A 17532-nucleotide genomic window follows, 5' to 3' on the forward strand; every position below is an offset into this window, starting at 1 on the left:
CGAGCGCGCGCAATGATCTCGCGGCTGCCGTCCTGGACGTGGCCGGTCGCGTGGCTGCTCGCGTTCGTCGCGGGCGGCGCCAATGCGGTGGGCCTGCTCGGTGCGACGCACCAGGCGGTGTCGCACCTCACCGGAACGACGACCTTGCTGGCGGCGGCGCTGGTCGACGGCAGCGCGTCCACCGCCTTGCTCTTCCTCGCCGCGGCCGCGTTCGTCGGCGGCGCCGCGGTCGGCGGGTTCCTCATTCCCACCGATGTGCTTCGGCTCGGGCGCCGTCAGACCGTCGTGATGCTGCTCGTCGCCGGTTTGCTCGTGCTCGCGACCGTCGCGTTCGAGCAGGCGCAGCCGTCCGCGATCGCGCTCGCCGCCGCGGCGTGCGGCCTGCAGAACGCGATGACGACGGCCTACAGCGGCGCGGTGGTGCGCACGAGCCACGTGTCGGGCATGTTCACCGACCTCGGCATCGCACTGGGTCATGTTGCGCGCGGCGCGCCCGTGGAGCGACGCCGCCTGCTGCTGTGCGCGACGGTGATTACCGGCTTTTTCGCGGGCGGCCTCGTGGCCGCGCTGCTGTTCCGCGAGTTCGGTGCGCGCGCCCTGTATGCCTCGGCCGCGCTCGCGTTCGCCATGGCGCTGGCAAACGCGTTCGCACCGAGACTGCCGCGCGCCGGTTAGCGGGCGGGCTCGTCGATCGTGGCCGGGAACGTGGGCGCCTTGCGGGCATGCGTCGCCTGCTCGAACGCGTAGCCCAGTTCGATCAGGCGGGCCTCGCTCCACTTCGTGCCCATGAACACCAGGCCCAGCGGCAGGCCGCGGGCATCGCCCATCGGCACGGTGAGGCCGGGATAGCCGGCGACCGCGGCGGCCCCGTAGCCTGCGCCGGTGAAGTGGTCACCCAGCACGACGTCCGTACGCCACGCGGGCCCCGTCGACGGTGCGATCAGCGCATCGAGCTTCTGCTTTTTCAGCGCGGCGTCGATGCCCTGCGGTCCGGCGAGCCGACGCGCCGCGTCGCGTGCCTCGCGGTACTTCGCCGAGGTCAGCGGCTCGGCCTTCATCGTCTGCTCGAACAGTTCCTGTCCGAAGTACGGCATCTCCTCGTCGGGATGCGCGCTGTTGAATGCGATGAGCTCCTCGAAGCGACGCACGGGCGCGCCGCTGTCGGCGAGGTAGGCCTCGAGGCCCGGCTTGAACTCGGAGAGCAGCACGGTGAACTCCGGCGCGTCCCACTTTCCGGCCGTCGGGATCTCGGCGTCGACGACCGTCGCGCCCGCGGCCTTCAGCGCGGCCACCGCGCGATCGAAAGCGGCGTCGACGTCCGGGTGGTAGCCCGCGCTCTTGCGCAGCACGCCGATGCGCGCGCCCTTCAATGCGTCGGCGCGCAGGTGCGTCGTGTAGTCGACGGCGGCGGGGCGCGAGGCACCACCGTTCGCCGGATCACGCGCGTCCGGTGCGGCGATCGCGGACAGCACGAGAGCCGCGTCGGCGACGGTGCGCGTCATCGGGCCCGCCGTATCCTGGCTCGCCGAGATCGGCACGATCCCGTGTCGGCTGACGAGCCCTACGGTCGGCTTCAGGCCGACGATGCCGGCGACGGAGGACGGGCAGATGATGCTGCCGTCGGTCTCCGTGCCGATCGTTGCCGCCGCGAGGTTCGCGGAGGCCGCGGTACCGCTGCCCGAGCTCGAGCCACACGGGTTGCGGTCGAGCGCGTAGGGATTTCGCGTCTGCCCGCCCACGCCGCTCCAGCCGGAGATCGAACGCGTCGAGCGGAAGTTCGCCCACTCGCTGAGGTTGGTCTTGCCGAGGATCACCGCACCCGCGGCACGCAGTCGCTCGACGAGGAAGGCATCGCGCGACGGGCGGTGGTCGGCGAGCGCGAGGGAGCCGGCGGTCGTCGCCATTGGCGTCGCGTCGATGTTGTCCTTGACGAGGATCGGCACGCCATGCAGCGGCCCACGCAGGCGACCGGCGCGACGCTCGGCGTCGCGGGCCTCGGCCTCGGCGAGCGCATCGGGATTGAGGGCGAGGACGGCGCCCAATCGAGGTCCGGCGTCGTCGAGCGCGGCGATGCGATCGAGGTAGGCCCGCGTGAGCGCGCGGCTCGTGAGATCCCCGCTCGCCATGCGCGCGGTCAGCGAGGCGATGTCGGCTTCTTCGAACGCGAACGGCGCAGCGGCAGGAACGGCCGCCGGTTCCGGTGCGACGGAGGCGGCGACCCCGGCCGCGCGAGGCGGCGTCGCCGCACAGCCGGCCAGGGTCAGGGCGAGGGCGAGGGCGAGCGGGGCGGGGCGCATGGGCGGCTTCCGGCAGGAGACGCGCCAGCATCCGATGCGCGGCTCAGCCGGGCAAGGGGCCCCGTCGACGGAACAGGTCGCGCGCGAGCACCCAGACCACGATCAGGTTGATCACCAGCACCGACATCGCCGCCCATCCCGGGTGCCGTGTCAGTGCATACACGTCGAACGGCAGGTAGATGGCGGCGGCGATGCAGCCGAGCCACGAGGCCCACGCCTTGTCGCGCCAGAGGCCCCAGGCCTCGACGACATGGAGCAGCCCGTAGACCGCGGCGATGGCGGCGGTCGCATGAACCGAGCCGGCGCTGATCGCACCGGCCAGCCACGCGAGCGGCCCCTCGGTCGAGCTGAGCTCGAAGTGCCGGATCAGCACGTGCACCGCGCTGCGCAGCGGCGCGGGCCCGAGGATCTCGAGCCCGCTCGCGGTGATCAGGGCGAGCAGGCCCTTGGTCGCCTCGACCAGCGCGATCGCGCGCAGCCCGGGGTGGGCGCGCGGATTCGGGTCGTACGGTCGGTCGGTGGGTGACTTCACCGTCGCGAGTGTACCGGTCAGCCGCGGCGCGAGGCCGTCTTGCGCTCGCTCTCGGTCAGCAGCTTCTTGCGCAGGCGGATTTCCTTCGGCGTGACTTCGACGAGCTCGTCGTCCTCGATGAAGTCGAGCGCCTGCTCCAGCGAGTACTTGATCGCCGGGCTCAGCTGGATGGCATCGTCCTTGCCCGAAGCGCGCATGTTGGTCAGCGGCTTGGTCTTGATGGCGTTGACCGTAAGGTCGTTGTCCTTCGAGTGGATGCCGATCAGCTGGCCTTCGTAGACCATGTCGCCTTCCGCGGCGAACAGGCGGCCGCGCTCCTGCAGCGGGCCGAGCGAATACGCCGGCGTCGCGCCCGGGGCATTGGCGATCATCACGCCGTTGATGCGCTTGGCGATCGCGCCCTGTTCCTTCGGGCCGTAGTGGTCGAAGACGTGGAACAGCAGGCCGGAGCCCTGCGTCAGCGTGCGGAACTCGTTCTGGAAGCCGATCAGGCCGCGCGCCGGAATCATGTAGTCGAGGCGCACGCGGCCCTTGCCGTCGGATTCCATGTTCTTCAGCTGCGCCTTGCGCGTGCCGAGCTTCTCCATCACGCCGCCCTGATGCTGCTCCTCGATGTCCACCACGAGCTGCTCGACCGGCTCCATCTGCTGGCCGTCGACTTCCTTGATGATGACTTCCGGGCGCGATACGGCGAGCTCGTAGCCCTCGCGGCGCATGTTCTCGATCAGCACCGACAGGTGCAGCTCGCCGCGACCCGAGACGAGGAACTTGTCCGGGTCGGAGCCTTCCTCGACCTTCAGCGCGACGTTGTGCAGCGTCTCGCGCTCCAGGCGCTCGCGCAGCTGGCGGCTCGTCAGGAACTTGCCGCCCGACAGATCCTTGTTGCCCGCGAACGGCGAGTTGTTGACCTGGAAGGTCATCGAGATCGTCGGCTCGTCGACCGTCAGCGCGGGCAGCGCCTCCGGCACGTCGAGCGCGCAGACCGTGTCGGAGATGCTGAGCTCGGCGACGCCGGAGATCGCGACGATGTCGCCCGCCGATGCTTCCGGCACCTCGATGCGCTCCAGGCCCATGAAGCCGAGCACCTGCAGCACCTTGCCCTGGCGCTTCTTGCCTTCGCGGTCGACCACGCTCACCGGCATGTTGGTGCGCACCTTGCCGCGCTGGATGCGGCCGATGCCGATCAGGCCGACGAAGTTGCTGTAGTCGAGCTGGCTGATGCGCATCTGGAACGCGCCGTCCGGATCGACCTTCGGGTGCTCGACGTGCTTCATGATCGCTTCGTACAGCGGGGTCATGTCGCCGCTGCGCGCCTGATCGTCGAGGCTCGCGTAGCCGTGCAGCGCGGAGGCGTAGACGATCGGGAAGTCGAGCTGCTCGTTCGTTGCGCCGAGCTTGTCGAACAGGTCGAACACCTGGTCGATGACCCAGTCGGGGCGCGCGCCCGGGCGGTCGATCTTGTTGACGACGACGATCGGCTTGAAGCCCATCGCGAACGCCTTCTGCGTGACGAACCGCGTCTGCGGCATCGGGCCGTCCATCGCGTCGACGAGGATCAGCACCGAGTCGACCATCGACAGCACGCGCTCGACCTCGCCGCCGAAGTCGGCGTGGCCCGGGGTGTCGACGATGTTGATGCGGTTGCCCTGCCAGGTGATGGCGGTGTTCTTGGAGAGGATCGTGATGCCACGCTCCTTCTCCTGGTCGTTGCTGTCCATCACGCGCTCGGCCAGCACGGTGCGCTCGTTGAGCGTGCCGGACTGTTTGAGGAGGCAATCGACGAGGGTGGTCTTGCCATGGTCGACGTGGGCGACGATGGCGATGTTGCGCAGGCGTTCGATGGACATGCGAAGAGACGCCTTAAGGCGCAAGCAGGGAAGGGAAGCCGGCTATTATAGCCGGTGAGTCGTCCCCGGCGCCCGCCATGTCTGAACAGCCGTCCGTACTGCCGTTTCCGCGCTGGGTGATCGCCGTCGACCTGGTCGCCGCGATCCTCGTGGTGGCGGGGCTCGTCCTGCGCGGCTCGCCGGACAGGATGGCCTCGCTCGGCCTGCCACCGGGGACCGACCTGCTGCTGCTCGGCCTCGGTGCGCTCGGCGTGCTGGGCTGCTCGGGCCAGGTCGCGCGCATCGTCCTGACGACGGCCCGGTCAAGATCCACCCGCTGATTCCTTCCCCCTCGGAGTTCCCATGTCCCTCATCGCCCATTTCGACACCGACCGCGGCCCGATCCGCGTCGAGCTCGCCGCCGACAAGGCGCCGGTGACCGTCGCCAACTTCGTGAACCTCGCCAAGCGCGGCTTCTACGATGGCCTGTCGTTCCACCGCGTCATCAACGACTTCATGGTCCAGGGCGGCTGCCCCAAGGGCACCGGCACCGGCGGTCCGGGCTACAAGTTCGAGGACGAGGCCCGCAACGGCCTGGGCCACGAGCGCGGCGTGCTGTCGATGGCCAATGCCGGCCCGAACACCAACGGCAGCCAGTTCTTCATCACGCACGTCTCCACGCCGTGGCTCGACGGCAAGCACACCGTCTTCGGCAAGGTGCTCGAGGGCCAGGAGATCGTCGACGCCGTGAAGCAGGGCGACCTGATCCGCTCGGTCAAGATCGAGGGCGACGCCGACGCGGTGCTCGCCGCGCAGGCCGAGCGCGTCGCCCAGTGGAACCAGACGCTCGACGCCAACGCGCGTCCGTAAGCGTTTCGCCCCGACGCCCGCCGGCCCGCGCCGGCGGGCGTCTTCGTGTCCGCAAGCGGCCGGCGGAAAAGTTTCACGTGATACCATTCGGCGGCTGTTCCGGCCCCGCGCCGTCGCGCCTCGGCCGGTCCTCCATCGCCGCATTTTTCCGAGGTTCCGCGATGCTCCAGCTCGCCTCGCGCATCGGCCGCGCCAAGCCCAGCGCGATCATGCAGGTCGCCGAAAAGGCCAAGCGCCTCAAGGCCGAAGGCCGCGACATCATCAGCTTCTCGATCGGCGTCCCGAACTTCCTGCCCGGCGAGCACGTCTATGCCGCCGCCGCCGACGCGCTCAAGCACGACAGCGGCCAGTACGGCAGCAACCGCGGCCCCGACGCGCTGCTCGATGCGTTCCTCGCGCACATGGCCGCGATCGGCCTGACCGGCTACACGCGCGCCAACGTCGCGACCGGCATCGGCGCCAAGCACGTCATCTACAACCTCTGCGAGGCGCTGCTGGACGAGGGCGACACGATCGCCTTCCCGACGCCGTACTGGACCAGCTACGTCGACATCGCCGAGATCCTCAACGCGAAGATCGACCTGCTGCCGTGCCCGGCGGAGCAGAACTACAAGCTCACGCCCGCGCAGCTCGACGCCGCGCTCGCGAAGAAGCCGCGCGTGTTCCTGTTCAACAATCCCTCGAACCCGACCGGCATGGTCTATTCGAAGGCCGAGATCGACGCGCTCGCGGACGTCATCGCGAAGTACCCGGACACCTGGGTCATCACCGATGACATCTACAACCGGATGGTCTTCGACGGCGTCGGCTACCACAACTTCCTGCATGCGCGCCCCGAGCTGCGCGACCGGGTGATCTTCATCGACTCGCTGTCGAAGACGTACGGCATGCCCGGCTGGCGCGTCGGCTTCATGGCCGGCCCGGAAATCGTCGCGAAGGCCGTGGTGACGATGAACTCGAACCACATCACCAACCTGCCCGAAGTGACCAATGCCGCCGCGCTGGCGGCGCTCAGCGGCCCGCAGGACATCCCGACGCAGAAGTGCGCGGAATTCCAGGGCAAGCGCGACCAGGTGATGGCGGTGATGCAGGGCATTCCCGGTCTCGTCTGCCCGCGTCCGGAAGGCGCGTTCTACGTGTTCCCGGACATCAGCTTCGCGTTCGGGAAGACGCACGGCCCGAGCGGCCTCGCCATCGGAAACGACGTCGATTTCTGCAATGCGCTGCTGGAGACGAAGGGCGTGGCCTGTGTGCCGGGCTCGGCCTTCGGCGAGCCGCGCGCGCTGCGCATCAGCTACACCTGCCCGACGCCGCAGCTGCAGCCGGGCCTCGACCGCTTCCGCGAGTTCTGTGCCGAACTCGCCTGACTGCCGGACGCGGAAGCGCTGAGCGCCGCGTCCTGGTCCTCGGGTAATCCCGCGGGCCTCCAAGAACGACCCCACGACAACCCACGCACGTTCCACGGAGCTCCTTCATGAAGACCCCCGTCCGCGTCGCCGTCACCGGTGCAGCCGGCCAGATCGGTTACTCGCTGCTGTTCCGCATCGCCTCGGGCGAGATGCTCGGCAAGGACCAGCCCGTCATCCTGCAGATGCTCGAGCTGCCGATGGACAAGGCCCAGGCCGCGCTGCGCGGCGTGATGATGGAGCTCGAGGACTGCGCGTTCCCGCTGCTCGCCGGCATGGTCGGCACCGACGACGCGGAAGTGGCGTTCAAGGACGCGGACATCGCCCTTCTGGTCGGCGCGCGTCCGCGCGGCCCGGGCATGGAGCGCAAGGACCTGCTGCTCGAGAACGCGAAGATCTTCACCGCGCAGGGCGCGGCGCTGAACAAGGTCGCCAGCCGCAACGTGAAGGTGCTGGTCGTCGGCAACCCGGCGAACACCAATGCCTACATCGCCATGAAGTCGGCGCCGGACCTGCCCGCGAAGAACTTCACCGCCATGCTGCGCCTCGACCACAACCGTGCGCTCAGCCAGCTCGCGAACAAGGCCGGCGTGCCGGTCGGCGACATCGAGAAGCTGGTCGTCTGGGGCAACCATTCGCCCACGATGTATCCGGACTACCGCTTCGCGACCGTCAACGGCGCGTCTCTGAAGGACCGCATCAACGACGCCGACTGGAACGCGAACGCGTTCATCCCGCAGGTCGGCAAGCGCGGCGCGGCGATCATCGAAGCGCGCGGCCTGTCGTCGGCGGCCTCGGCGGCGAATGCCGCCATCGACCACATCCGCGACTGGGTGCTCGGCACCAACGGCAAGTGGGTGACCATGGGCGTGCCGTCCGACGGCAGCTACGGCATCCCGGAAGGCGTGATGTACGGCGTGCCGGTGACCTGCGCGAACGGCGAGTACACGCGCGTCGAGGGCCTGCCGGTCGACGAGTTCAGCCGCGCCGCGATGGACAAGACGCTGGCCGAGCTCGAGGAAGAGCGGCAGGGCGTCGCGCACCTGCTCTGATCGCCGGATCAGGATGACGACGAAGGGCGGCTCCGGCCGCCCTTCTGCGTTCCGGCGACGGCACAGGCGAGGCGGCGCCCGGTGGTGCACCATCGGGGCATCGTTCCGGAGAGCCGTGCCCATGCCGTCGAAGCATCCCATCACCGTACCGGGCCTCGCGCTCGCACTCGCGTGCATCGCCCCGGGCGCGCAGGCGCAGTACGCGAAGCCGCCCGAGCCGCTGCTCTCGGTGATGCGCGCGCCGCTGCCGGCGTCGCCGATGCTCGACCCGACCGGCCGCCGCCTGCTGATGGTGCAGCCGGCGAACGATCCGCCGATCACGCGGCTGGCGGAGCCCTACGTGAAACTCGCCGGCGTGCGCATCGAGCCGCGCCTGCACGTGCGCCACGACGTGTCCAACGGCTACGGCATCCGCGAGTGCCTCGACGGCCTCACGCTGGTCGACATCGACTCGCGCACGCGCACCCCGGTCGCCCTTCCCGCGGGCACCTGCCCCGACCACGCCATGTGGGCGCCGGACGGGGCGCATATCGCGATCGAAACCGTGGCGGACGCCGGCGCGCAGCTGTGGATCGCGGATGCGGCCACCGGCAAGGCGCGGCGGATCGACGGGGTGCGCCTGAATCCCGTGCTCGACGGCGAGATGGCCTGGGCGGGCCCGACGGCGCTGGTCGTCAAGCAGGTCCCGAAGGGGCTGGGCCCCGCGCCGCATGCGGGCGGCGTGCCCGACGGCCCCGAGATCAAGGAGTCGAAGGCCGGCCGCGGCGAGAGCAGCACGTACGAAGCCCGGGACACGCTGGGCAGCCCGCGCGACGAGGAACAGTTCGACTACTGGGCGACCTCGCAGCTCGCGCGCGTCGACGTCGCGAGCGGACGGGTCACGCCCATCGGCGCGCCGGGCGTGCATACCACCGTCGACGTCGCACCCGACGGCCGCCACGTGCTGGTCGAGACGCTCAAGCGCCCGTATTCGTACGTCACGACCTACAGCCGTTTCGCGCGCGACGTGGCGGTGCTCGACCTGCAGACCGGCGAGCGGCACGTGGTCGCCTCGCTGCCGGTGGCGGATCGCGTGCCGGTGCAGGGCGTCGAGACCGGTCCGCGTGATTTCGACTGGCGGGCGAATGCGCCGGCCACGCTGACGTGGGCCGAGGCGCTCGACGGCGGCGACTGGAAGGTCACCGTCCCCGCACGCGACAAGGTGATGGCGCTCGGCGCACCGTTCGATGCGGCGCCGCGCGAGATCGCGCGCACCACGCAGCGCTACGCCGGCCTCGGCTGGTTCGAGACCGGCAGCCAGGCCCTGCTGTCCGAGTACGACGCCAACAAGCGCGTCCGCCGCACCGTGCTGCGCGACATGGACGAGCCGTCGCGCACGCCCGAGCGCGTGCTGTGGGAACTCTCGCTCGACGAGCGCTATGCGAATCCGGGGTCGCCGGTGATGCGTCGCCTGCCGAACGGGGCGATGGTCGTGCGCCGCGACGGCGATGCGATCTACCTCACCGGCGCGGGCGGCTCGACGGCGGGCGATCGGCCGTTCCTCGACAAGCGCGACCTCGCCACGGGTGCCAGCACGCGCCTGTTCCGGAGCGCGCCGGATGCGTACGAGCGCTTCGTCGGCTTCGCGGCCGATGGCGCACGTCTGGTCACGTGGCACGAGTCGATCGACGATCCGCCGAACGCGTTCCTGCGCGTTCCCGGCGACGCCGTGCAGGCTGCCGCCGGCGAGCCGCAGCGGGCGTCGACCGCCCGGGCGATCACGGACTATCCGGATCCGACGCCCGAGGTCCGCAAGATCAAGAAAACGCTCGTGACGTACAAGCGCGACGACGGAGTCGACCTCTCGTTCACGCTCTACACGCCACCGGGCTACCAGCCGGGCACGCGCCTGCCGGCGATCCTGTACGCCTATCCGCAGGATTTCGCGGACCCGAGCAAGGCGGGGCAGGTGACGGGCTCGCAGCAGACGTTCACGCGGCTGGCGAACTACCGCCTCCTCCTGCTCGCGGGCTACGCGATCATCGACAACGCCGCCTTCCCGATCGTCGGCGATCCGCGCAATGCCTACGACACCTACATCGAGCAGCTCACGGCCGACGCACGCGCCGCGGTCGACAAGGCGGTGGCCATGGGCGTGGTGGATCGCGACCGCATCGGCATCACCGGCCACAGCCACGGCGCGCTCATGACGGCGAACCTGCTGGCGTGGTCGGACTTCTTCCGTGCGGGCGTCGCCACCAGCGGCGGCTACAACAAGGCGCTGACGCCGTTCGGCTTCCAGAACGAGCGCCGTTCGGTCTGGAGCGCGCCCGAGGTCTACCGCAAGGCGTCGGCGTTCTTCAACGCCGACAAGATCGACGAGCCGCTGCTGATCGTGCACGGGCAGGACGACGCGAACCCCGGTACCGAGCCCACGCAGGCGCCGAGGCTGTTCCAGGCGATCCGTGGGTTGGGCGGCACCACGCGGCTGGTCATGCTGCCGTTCGAGCCGCACTGGTACACGGCGCAGGATTCGAACGAGCACGTCGCGGCGGAAATGCTGACCTGGTTCGACCGGTACGTGAAGAACGCCCCGCCGCGCGCGGCGAAGGCGTCTGCGGCGAAGTAATACGTCTCCCGGCCGCCGCAGCGGCGGCCGGGGCGGCGTAAAATGCGGGTTTCGCCGAACCGAGCCCGCATGTCCACCGCATCCGCCGGCGCCCGCTTCCGGGCCGCACTGAACGACGAATCCCCGCTGCAGGTCATGGGCGCGATCACCGCCTACGCCGGCCTGATGGCCAAGCGCACGGGCTACAGGGCGCTGTACCTGTCGGGCGGCGGCGTGGCCGCCAATTCGCTCGGCATGCCGGACCTCGGCATCTCCACCATGGAGGACGTGCTGACCGACGCGCGCCGCATCGTCGAAGCGACCCACATGCCGCTGCTGGTCGACATCGATACCGGCTGGGGCGGCGCCTTCAACATCGCGCGCACCATCCGTTCGTTCGAGCGGGTGGGCGTGGCCGCGGTCCACATGGAAGACCAGGTCGGCCAGAAGCGCTGCGGGCACCGGCCGGGCAAGGAAGTGGTGTCGACGTCGGAGATGGTCGACCGCGTGAAGTCCGCAGTCGACGGCCGCACGGACGCTTCGTTCGTGATCATGGCGCGCACCGATGCCGCCGCCGTGGAGGGTCTCGACGCCGCCATCGACCGTGCGTGTGCCTACGTCGAAGCCGGCGCGGACATGATCTTCCCGGAGGCGATGACGTCGCTGGACGACTATCGCAAGTTCAAGGGCGCCGTGAAGGTGCCGATCCTCGCCAACCTCACCGAGTTCGGCTCGACGCCCTTCTTCACGACCGACGAGCTGCGCGACGCGGGCGTCGACATCGCGCTGTACTGCTGTGGCGCCTACCGCGCGATGAACAAGGCCGCGCTCAACTTCTACGAGACCGTGCGCCGCGAGGGCACGCAGAAGGGCATCGTCGACACGCTGCAGACCCGCGCCGAGCTGTACGACTTCCTCGGCTACCACGGCTACGAGGACAAGCTCGACCGGCTCTTCGCGTCGTCGAAGGGCGAATGACGTTCCGCCCGCGCGCGACCGCGCGGGCAGGGCACCCGATTCCGCTTCCGCGACGCGGAAGCCGCAACGAGAGAACCCCGCAATGAGCGAGCAAGTGCTCCCGAAGGTGAAGAAGTCCGTCGCACTGAGCGGCACCGCCGCCGGCAATACCGCGCTGTGCACGGTCGGCCGTAGCGGCAACGACCTGCATTACCGCGGCTACGACATCAAGGACCTCGCGACGCAGTCGACGTTCGAGGAGGTCGCGCATCTTCTGGTGCACGGGGCGCTGCCGACCACGTCGCAACTGCGCGCCTACAAGGCCAAGCTCAAGCGCCTGCGCGGGCTGCCGGCGATCGTGCAGGAAGCGCTCGAGCTCGTGCCCGCCAACGCGCACCCGATGGACGTGCTGCGCACGGGCTGCTCCGTGCTCGGCACGGTGCTGCCGGAGCGCGAAGGCCATCCGGCGTCGGAAGCCCGCGACATCGCCGACAAGCTCGTCGCGAGCTTCGGCTCCATGCTGCTGTACTGGTGGCACTTCACCCGCAACGGCGAGCGCATCGAGACGCTGACCGACGACGACTCCGTCGCCGCGCACTTCCTGCACCTGCTGCACGGCGAGCGCCCCTCGTCGCTGCATGCCGACGCGCTCGACAAGTCGCTGATCCTGTACGCCGAGCACGAGTTCAACGCCTCGACGTTCACCGCGCGCGTCATCGCCGGCACGGGTTCGGACCTGCATTCCTGCATTACCGGCGCGATCGGCGCACTGCGCGGTCCGAAGCACGGCGGCGCGAACGAGGTGGCGATGGACATCATCAGCCGCTATTCGACCGCCGACGACGCCGAGGCCGACATCCGCGCCCGCATGGAGCGCAAGGAGATCGTCATCGGCTTCGGGCACCCGGTGTACACCGTGGGCGATCCGCGCAACCCGATCATCAAGGAGATCTCGCGCAAGCTGTGCGACGACGGCGGGAACCGGGTCCTGTTCGACGTGTCCGAGCGCATCGAGAACCTGATGATGGACACCAAGAAGATGTTCCCGAACCTCGACTGGTACAGCGCGTCGGCCTACCACATGATGGGCATTCCGACGCCGATGTTCACGCCGCTGTTCGTGATCGCGCGCACCACCGGCTGGAGCGCGCACGTGATCGAGCAGCGCGAGGACGGCAAGATCATCCGGCCCAGCGCGAACTACACGGGCCCCGAAGATCGCGAGTACGTCGCGATCGACCGCCGCTGAGCCGGGCCGTGGGCGCCGACTACGCCGTCCACGGCATCGCCATCGCCACCGCGGGGATCGCGGTGGCGATGGTCCTAGTCCTCAACTTCGAGGGCATGGTGCGGCTCGGCCGCATGTACAACCGGCACCGTCGCGACAATGGCGGTCCGGTGCATCGCAACAAGATCCTGCGCCTGGTCTTCGGCCTGGTCGCGCTGCACACCGCTTCGATCGTGATCTTCGGCGCGGGCTATTGGGCGCTGATGCACGTGCCCGGCGCGGGCGGCATCGACGGCGCGTCGCACCACGCCTCCATGTTCGACGCGTTCTACATGTCCGCGATGACGTACTCGACCGTCGGTTTCGGCGACCTGACGCCGAAAGGGCCGATCCGCTGGCTGGCCGGCACCGAATCGCTGATCGGACTGATGATGGTCGCGTGGTCGGCGTCGTTCGCGTTCATGGAGATGTCGCGCCACTGGCGCGACGATCTCCACTGAACCGGCTCAGGCGAGGCCTTCGGCCTTCAGCGCGGTCTGCACGCCGGCATCCGCGTCCATCCTGCGGACGAACCCAGCGAGGTTGTCGAGACCGGACAGGTCGACGCCCGTCTTCGAGGCCCAGCGCAGGGTGATGTAGAGGTAGGGGTCCGCGTAGCTGCGGAAGCCGGCGATCCACTCGCGACCGGCGAGCTGTGCCTCCGCGCGCTCGTAGAGCCCGCGCAGTCGCGTGCGCGCCGCCGCCTGCAGCCCCTCGAACTGCGAGGCGTCCGCGATGAAGCGCGACGGCCCGAACAGCGGGTGGAAGGCGGGGTGGACGTCCGCGTTGCAGAAGGCGAGCCAGCGATTGGCCTCGGCGCGCTGGCGCGCACCGCCGTCACCCACGAGGCCCGACTGCGGGAAGCGATCGGCCACATAGCCGAGGATCGCCGCGTTCTGCGTCAGCACGAAGTCGCCGTCGACGAGCGTCGGTACGGCGCCCGCGGGATTGATCGCGAGGTAGGCGGGGGATTTCATCTCCTCCGCGGTCAGCACCTGCAGCGAGAACGGCGCGCCCGACCACTGCAGCGAGATGTGGCAGGCGGTCGAGCAGGCGCCCGGCTTCGTGTAGAGCTTCATGGTCGACTCCAGAGGGGAGGGGCGACTATCCGGCCCGACCGTGCCGCCCGCAACGCACCGGCTGCAATGCACGGTTCCGCGGATGGGCTCAGAGCGCCGCCGCCACCCGGCTGCCCTGGTCGATCGCACGCTTCGCGTCGAGCTCGGCGGCAAGCTCGGCGCCCCCGATGACGTGCACCGAGCGGCCTGCGGCGCGCAGCGGGGCCTCGAGCGGATTGTTCGAGACCTGCCCCGCGCAGACGACGACGTGGTCGACCTCGAGCGTGCGCGGCTCGCCGTCGACCGTGATGCGGAAACCGGCGTCGTCGAAGCCCACGTACTGCACGCCACCGAGCGCCTGGACGCCCCGCGCCTTGAGGCTCGCGCGGTGGATCCACCCGGTCGTCTTGCCGAGCTTCGCGCCGGGCTTGCCCGCACTGCGCTGCAGCAGCCAGACCGTACGCGCGACGGGCGGCGCTTCCGGGGCGCGCAGGCCGCCGCGCGCGTCGGTGTAGCCGAGGTCGACGCCCCACTCGCGGCGCCATTCCACCGCGTCCAGCGCGGGCGACGGGCCCGATTGCGCGAGGAATTCCGCGACGTCGTAACCGATGCCGCCCGCGCCGACGATCGCGACGCGTGGCCCGACCTGCACGCGACCGGCCAGCACGTCGTCGTAGCGGAGCACCCGCGGATCGTCGCTGCCGGGAAAGCTCACGTCGCGCGGCAGCACGCCGGTGGCGAGCGCGACCTCGTCGAAGCCGTCGAGCATTTCCGGGGTGGCGCGCGCGCCGAGCCGCACGTCGATGCGATCGAGCTCGAGGCGGCGCCGGAAGTAGCGCACGGTCTCGTCGAACTCCTCCTTGCCGGGGATGCGCCGCGCGAGGTCGAATTGGCCTCCGATGTCGTTCGCCGCCTCGAACACGGTGACCCGATGCCCGCGCTGCGCGGCCACGGTGGCGCAGGCGAGCCCGGCGACCCCCGCGCCCACCACGGCAACCGATTTCGGCGTCGACGTCGGCGCGTAGACCAGCTCGGTCTCGTGGCAGGCCCGCGGGTTCACCAGGCAGCTCGCGCGCTTGTTCTGGAACACGTGGTCGAGGCAGGCCTGGTTGCAGGCGATGCAGGTGTTGATCTCGTCGCTGCGGCCGTCGCGCGCTTTCGCGACCCAATGCGGATCGGCCAGCAGGGGGCGGGCCATCGACACGAGATCCGCAGCGCCACTCGCGAGTACGCGCTCGGCCACGTCCGGCATGTTGATGCGGTTGGTCGCGACCAGCGGTACGCGCACGTGCGGTTTCAGGCGGGCGGTGATGTCGACGAACGCCCCGCGCGGGACGGACGTCGCGATCGTCGGCACGCGCGCCTCGTGCCAGCCGATGCCGGTGTTGATGATCGTCGCACCGGCCGCCTCCACCGCCTGCGCCTGGCGCACGACTTCGTCCCAGGCGAGCCCGTCGTCGACGAGATCGATCATGGAGAGCCGATAGATCAGGATGAAGTCCGGGCCACAGGCTTCGCGGATGCGGCGTACGATCTCGACCGCGAAACGCATGCGGCGGTCCGCGTCGCCGCCCCATGCGTCGCTGCGGCGGTTCGTGCGCGGCGCGGTGAACTGGTTGAGCAGGTAGCCTTCCGAGCCCATCACCTCGACGCCGTCGTAGCCGGCCTCGCGCGCGAGCTTCGCGGTGCGCACGAAGGCGCGGATCTGTCGTTCGACGCCGCCCGGGCCGAGCGCCCGCGGTGAAAACGGATTGATGGGCGCCTTGATGGCGCTCGGCGCCACCTGCAGCGGGTGGTAGCCGTAGCGACCCGCATGGAGGATCTGGAGGCAGATGCGCGCATCGTGCGCATGCACGGCGGCGGTGACCTGCCGATGGCGGCGCACCTGCCACGGCATCGACAGCGTGCCCGACAACGGCTTGAGCCAGCCGCGCACATTGGGCGAGAAGCCACCGGTGACCATCAGACCGACGCCGCCGGCCGCGCGCTCGGCGAAATAGGCGGCGAGTTTCGGGAAGTCCCGTGCGTGGTCCTCCAGTCCGGTATGCATCGAGCCCATCAGCACGCGGTTGCGCAACGTGCAGAAGCCGAGGTCGAGCGGCGCCAGCAGATGGGGATAGCGGGACTCGAGGGCCATTCGGGATACGCGTGCGTATGGTTCGCGAACGATGCCCGGATTCCCTGTCGTCGGCAAGACGGGGGAGTTGTCCGGTAGGCCGCCGAAACTGGCGCGCTCCTTTCAGGCGGTAGGCGGGGCATCGACCGATGTCAGTCCGGCACGATTCCAATTTCGTTCGACGGTGGACGCGCATGCGCCTCGCGCGGCGGTGAACAAGGTAGTCGCGACACGGTGCGCGAGCAGCGACCAGAGATCGCTTTGCGATTCGCATTCCTCATCACGTATTGCGATCTGCTCCGTCCAAGGAAGATCAAACGAAGCAGCCCGTGGAGGCGCAAAGCGCCGATTTCTCGCGCACATTCGCAGTTGCAAGACGACGATGCAGTTGAACGAAAACGCACTGCGAAACGCGCTGCGGGAACTTCCGCGTTTGTTATCCGACAGTTAACAGCCCCTTCACGGCGGCGCTCCTACGCTCCGCGCCGATGGCTCTGTTCAGCAAGCCGTCCAGAAACGAACGGAACGCGCTACTGCGGATCCCCCCCTCCTTCGATCCAGGAGCAACAACAAAATGAACAAGAAACTCCTCTGTGCCGCTCTGCTCGGCGGTGTCTCGCTCCTGCAGGCCGCGCAGGCGCAGGAATTCGACGATCGCTGGTACGTGACCGGCTCCGTCGGCTTCAATCTCCAGGACAACGATCGCGGTACGCGCAATGCGCCGTTCGGTGCGATCGGCTTCGGCAAGATGGTCAACCCGCGTTGGTCGTTCGACGTCGAGGCGAACTACCAGAACCCGCGCGCCGAGCGTAACCAGGACCTGTGGTGGAGCCAGTACGGCGTGTCGTTCGACGTGCGCCGCCACTTCATCGCCGAGGGTCGCTCGTGGAATCCGTACGTCGTCGCCGGCCTCGGCTGGCAGCGTTCGGAAGAGGAATACGATCCGTCGCTGTTCCGCGTTCGCTTTCCGTGCGACAGCGCCGATGCGCCGTGCCAGCGTGAGGACAACCACGTCGCCGGCAAGATCGGCGTCGGCCTGCAGGGTGGCTCCGATCGCGTGAAGATCCGGACCGAGCTCGCCATGCGCCTTGACGCGGACAACGACAGCGTCGGCGCCTTCTACAACGACGATCGCCCGCGCAACGACGGCGAAGACTGGTTCCAGGACGTCCTGGCCTCGGTCGGCGTGGTCATCCCGCTCGGCCCGGCCCCCGTTGCTCCGGTCGGCCCCGCGCCGACGCCGGCGACCTGCGCCGACAAGGACGACGACGGTGACGGCGTCAACAACTGCGACGACAAGTGCCCGGGCTCGACCGCCGGTCAGGCCGTCGGTCCGGACGGTTGCCCGGTCCCGCTCACGATCGACCTGAAGGGCGTCAACTTCGACTTCGACAAGTCCAAGCTGCGTCCCGACGCGATCGCGATCCTCGACGAGGCCGTCTCGATCCTGCAGCGTTACCCGCAGCTGCGCGTCGAAGTCGCCGGTCACACCGACCTGTGCGGTTCGGACGCGTACAACCAGTCGCTGTCGGAGCGCCGCGCGCGCGCCGTGTACGACTACCTG

15 protein-coding genes are annotated in these 17532 nt (G+C 69.4%); 10 read left to right on the forward strand and 5 right to left on the reverse strand.

Features of this window, described 5'->3' with window-relative positions; translation table 11 throughout:
* Nucleotides 1–12: 12 nt before the first annotated feature.
* A complete protein-coding gene (locus ACY35P_RS08475) occupies nt 13–675 on the forward strand; it encodes a YoaK family protein (protein ID WP_462115392.1) in 663 nt (220 codons plus the stop codon).
* Here the strand turns inward: ACY35P_RS08475 and ACY35P_RS08480 are convergent.
* The 3 genes from ACY35P_RS08480 to typA are packed head-to-tail and all read right to left on the reverse strand — an operon-like array spanning nt 672 to nt 4676.
* Nucleotides 672–2297 (reverse strand): amidase, encoded by a 1626-nt coding sequence (locus tag ACY35P_RS08480; protein WP_462115393.1) that lies wholly within the window; start codon nt 2295–2297, stop codon nt 672–674. The two genes, ACY35P_RS08475 and ACY35P_RS08480, sit on opposite strands and share 4 nt — an antisense overlap.
* Before the next feature lie 43 nt (nt 2298–2340).
* The gene (locus tag ACY35P_RS08485; RefSeq protein ID WP_462115394.1) at nt 2341–2829 is read right to left on the reverse strand and encodes a DUF2127 domain-containing protein; all 489 of its coding nucleotides are present in this window, start codon (nt 2827–2829) and stop codon (nt 2341–2343) included.
* A gap of 17 nt (nt 2830–2846) precedes the next feature.
* Nucleotides 2847–4676, reverse strand: a complete 1830-nt coding sequence (typA, locus tag ACY35P_RS08490) for a translational GTPase TypA (protein WP_462115395.1) — start codon at nt 4674–4676, stop codon at nt 2847–2849.
* Between the two features lie 77 nt (nt 4677–4753).
* Between typA and ACY35P_RS08495 the strand changes: the two genes are divergently transcribed.
* The 8 genes from ACY35P_RS08495 to ACY35P_RS08530 all read left to right on the forward strand — a co-directional run bounded on the left by ACY35P_RS08495 (nt 4754) and on the right by ACY35P_RS08530 (nt 13255).
* A complete protein-coding gene (locus ACY35P_RS08495; RefSeq protein WP_462115396.1) occupies nt 4754–4996 on the forward strand; it encodes a hypothetical protein in 243 nt (80 codons plus the stop codon).
* A 22-nt stretch (nt 4997–5018) separates the two neighbouring features.
* A complete protein-coding gene (locus ACY35P_RS08500; RefSeq protein WP_462115397.1) occupies nt 5019–5525 on the forward strand; it encodes a peptidylprolyl isomerase in 507 nt (168 codons plus the stop codon).
* 161 nt (nt 5526–5686) lie between these two features.
* On the forward strand, nt 5687–6892 hold the full coding sequence (locus ACY35P_RS08505; protein ID WP_462115398.1) for a pyridoxal phosphate-dependent aminotransferase: 1206 nt from the start codon (nt 5687–5689) through the stop codon (nt 6890–6892).
* A 107-nt stretch (nt 6893–6999) separates the two neighbouring features.
* Entirely contained in the window at nt 7000–7983 is a 984-nt protein-coding gene (locus ACY35P_RS08510) for a malate dehydrogenase (RefSeq protein ID WP_462115399.1), read from the forward strand.
* Between the two features lie 121 nt (nt 7984–8104).
* Complete coding sequence (locus ACY35P_RS08515) at nt 8105–10591, forward strand: S9 family peptidase (RefSeq protein ID WP_462115400.1); 2487 nt, start codon at nt 8105–8107, stop codon at nt 10589–10591.
* 69 nt (nt 10592–10660) lie between these two features.
* The gene (gene prpB / locus ACY35P_RS08520; protein WP_462115401.1) at nt 10661–11548 is read left to right on the forward strand and encodes a methylisocitrate lyase; all 888 of its coding nucleotides are present in this window, start codon (nt 10661–10663) and stop codon (nt 11546–11548) included.
* A gap of 82 nt (nt 11549–11630) precedes the next feature.
* Nucleotides 11631–12776, forward strand: coding sequence for a bifunctional 2-methylcitrate synthase/citrate synthase (gene prpC, locus ACY35P_RS08525; RefSeq protein ID WP_462115402.1), 1146 nt, complete (start codon nt 11631–11633; stop codon nt 12774–12776).
* Between the two features lie 8 nt (nt 12777–12784).
* Nucleotides 12785–13255 carry a potassium channel family protein gene (locus tag ACY35P_RS08530; RefSeq protein WP_462115403.1) on the forward strand — a complete coding sequence of 157 codons (471 nt, stop codon included), beginning with the start codon at nt 12785–12787 and terminating at the stop codon, nt 13253–13255.
* Between the two features lie 6 nt (nt 13256–13261).
* Here the strand turns inward: ACY35P_RS08530 and ACY35P_RS08535 are convergent, their stop codons facing one another.
* On the reverse strand, nt 13262–13873 hold the full coding sequence (locus ACY35P_RS08535) for a glutathione S-transferase family protein (protein WP_462115404.1): 612 nt from the start codon (nt 13871–13873) through the stop codon (nt 13262–13264).
* A gap of 88 nt (nt 13874–13961) precedes the next feature.
* Complete coding sequence (locus ACY35P_RS08540) at nt 13962–15989, reverse strand: FAD-dependent oxidoreductase (RefSeq protein WP_462115405.1); 2028 nt, start codon at nt 15987–15989, stop codon at nt 13962–13964.
* A 553-nt stretch (nt 15990–16542) separates the two neighbouring features.
* Here ACY35P_RS08540 and ACY35P_RS08545 point away from each other — a divergent pair.
* Nucleotides 16543–17532: OmpA family protein (locus ACY35P_RS08545; RefSeq protein ID WP_462115406.1), on the forward strand; the 990-nt coding region annotated here is incomplete at its 3' end.

It is taken from the genome of Lysobacter xanthus (assembly GCF_047159895.1).

Excerpts from the sequence above, each read along its gene's own strand:
- ACY35P_RS08475 (WP_462115392.1), top strand. The coding sequence starts at position 13 with ATGATCTCGCGGCTGCCGTCCTGGACGTGGCCGGTCGCGTGGCTGCTC.
- ACY35P_RS08480 (WP_462115393.1), bottom strand. The coding sequence starts at position 2,297 with ATGCGCCCCGCCCCGCTCGCCCTCGCCCTCGCCCTGACCCTGGCCGGC.
- typA (WP_462115395.1), bottom strand. The coding sequence starts at position 4,676 with ATGTCCATCGAACGCCTGCGCAACATCGCCATCGTCGCCCACGTCGAC.
- ACY35P_RS08495 (WP_462115396.1), top strand. The coding sequence starts at position 4,754 with ATGTCTGAACAGCCGTCCGTACTGCCGTTTCCGCGCTGGGTGATCGCC.
- ACY35P_RS08500 (WP_462115397.1), top strand. The coding sequence starts at position 5,019 with ATGTCCCTCATCGCCCATTTCGACACCGACCGCGGCCCGATCCGCGTC.
- ACY35P_RS08505 (WP_462115398.1), top strand. The coding sequence starts at position 5,687 with ATGCTCCAGCTCGCCTCGCGCATCGGCCGCGCCAAGCCCAGCGCGATC.
- ACY35P_RS08510 (WP_462115399.1), top strand. The coding sequence starts at position 7,000 with ATGAAGACCCCCGTCCGCGTCGCCGTCACCGGTGCAGCCGGCCAGATC.
- ACY35P_RS08515 (WP_462115400.1), top strand. The coding sequence starts at position 8,105 with ATGCCGTCGAAGCATCCCATCACCGTACCGGGCCTCGCGCTCGCACTC.
- prpB (WP_462115401.1), top strand. The coding sequence starts at position 10,661 with ATGTCCACCGCATCCGCCGGCGCCCGCTTCCGGGCCGCACTGAACGAC.
- prpC (WP_462115402.1), top strand. The coding sequence starts at position 11,631 with ATGAGCGAGCAAGTGCTCCCGAAGGTGAAGAAGTCCGTCGCACTGAGC.
- ACY35P_RS08535 (WP_462115404.1), bottom strand. The coding sequence starts at position 13,873 with ATGAAGCTCTACACGAAGCCGGGCGCCTGCTCGACCGCCTGCCACATC.
- ACY35P_RS08540 (WP_462115405.1), bottom strand. The coding sequence starts at position 15,989 with ATGGCCCTCGAGTCCCGCTATCCCCATCTGCTGGCGCCGCTCGACCTC.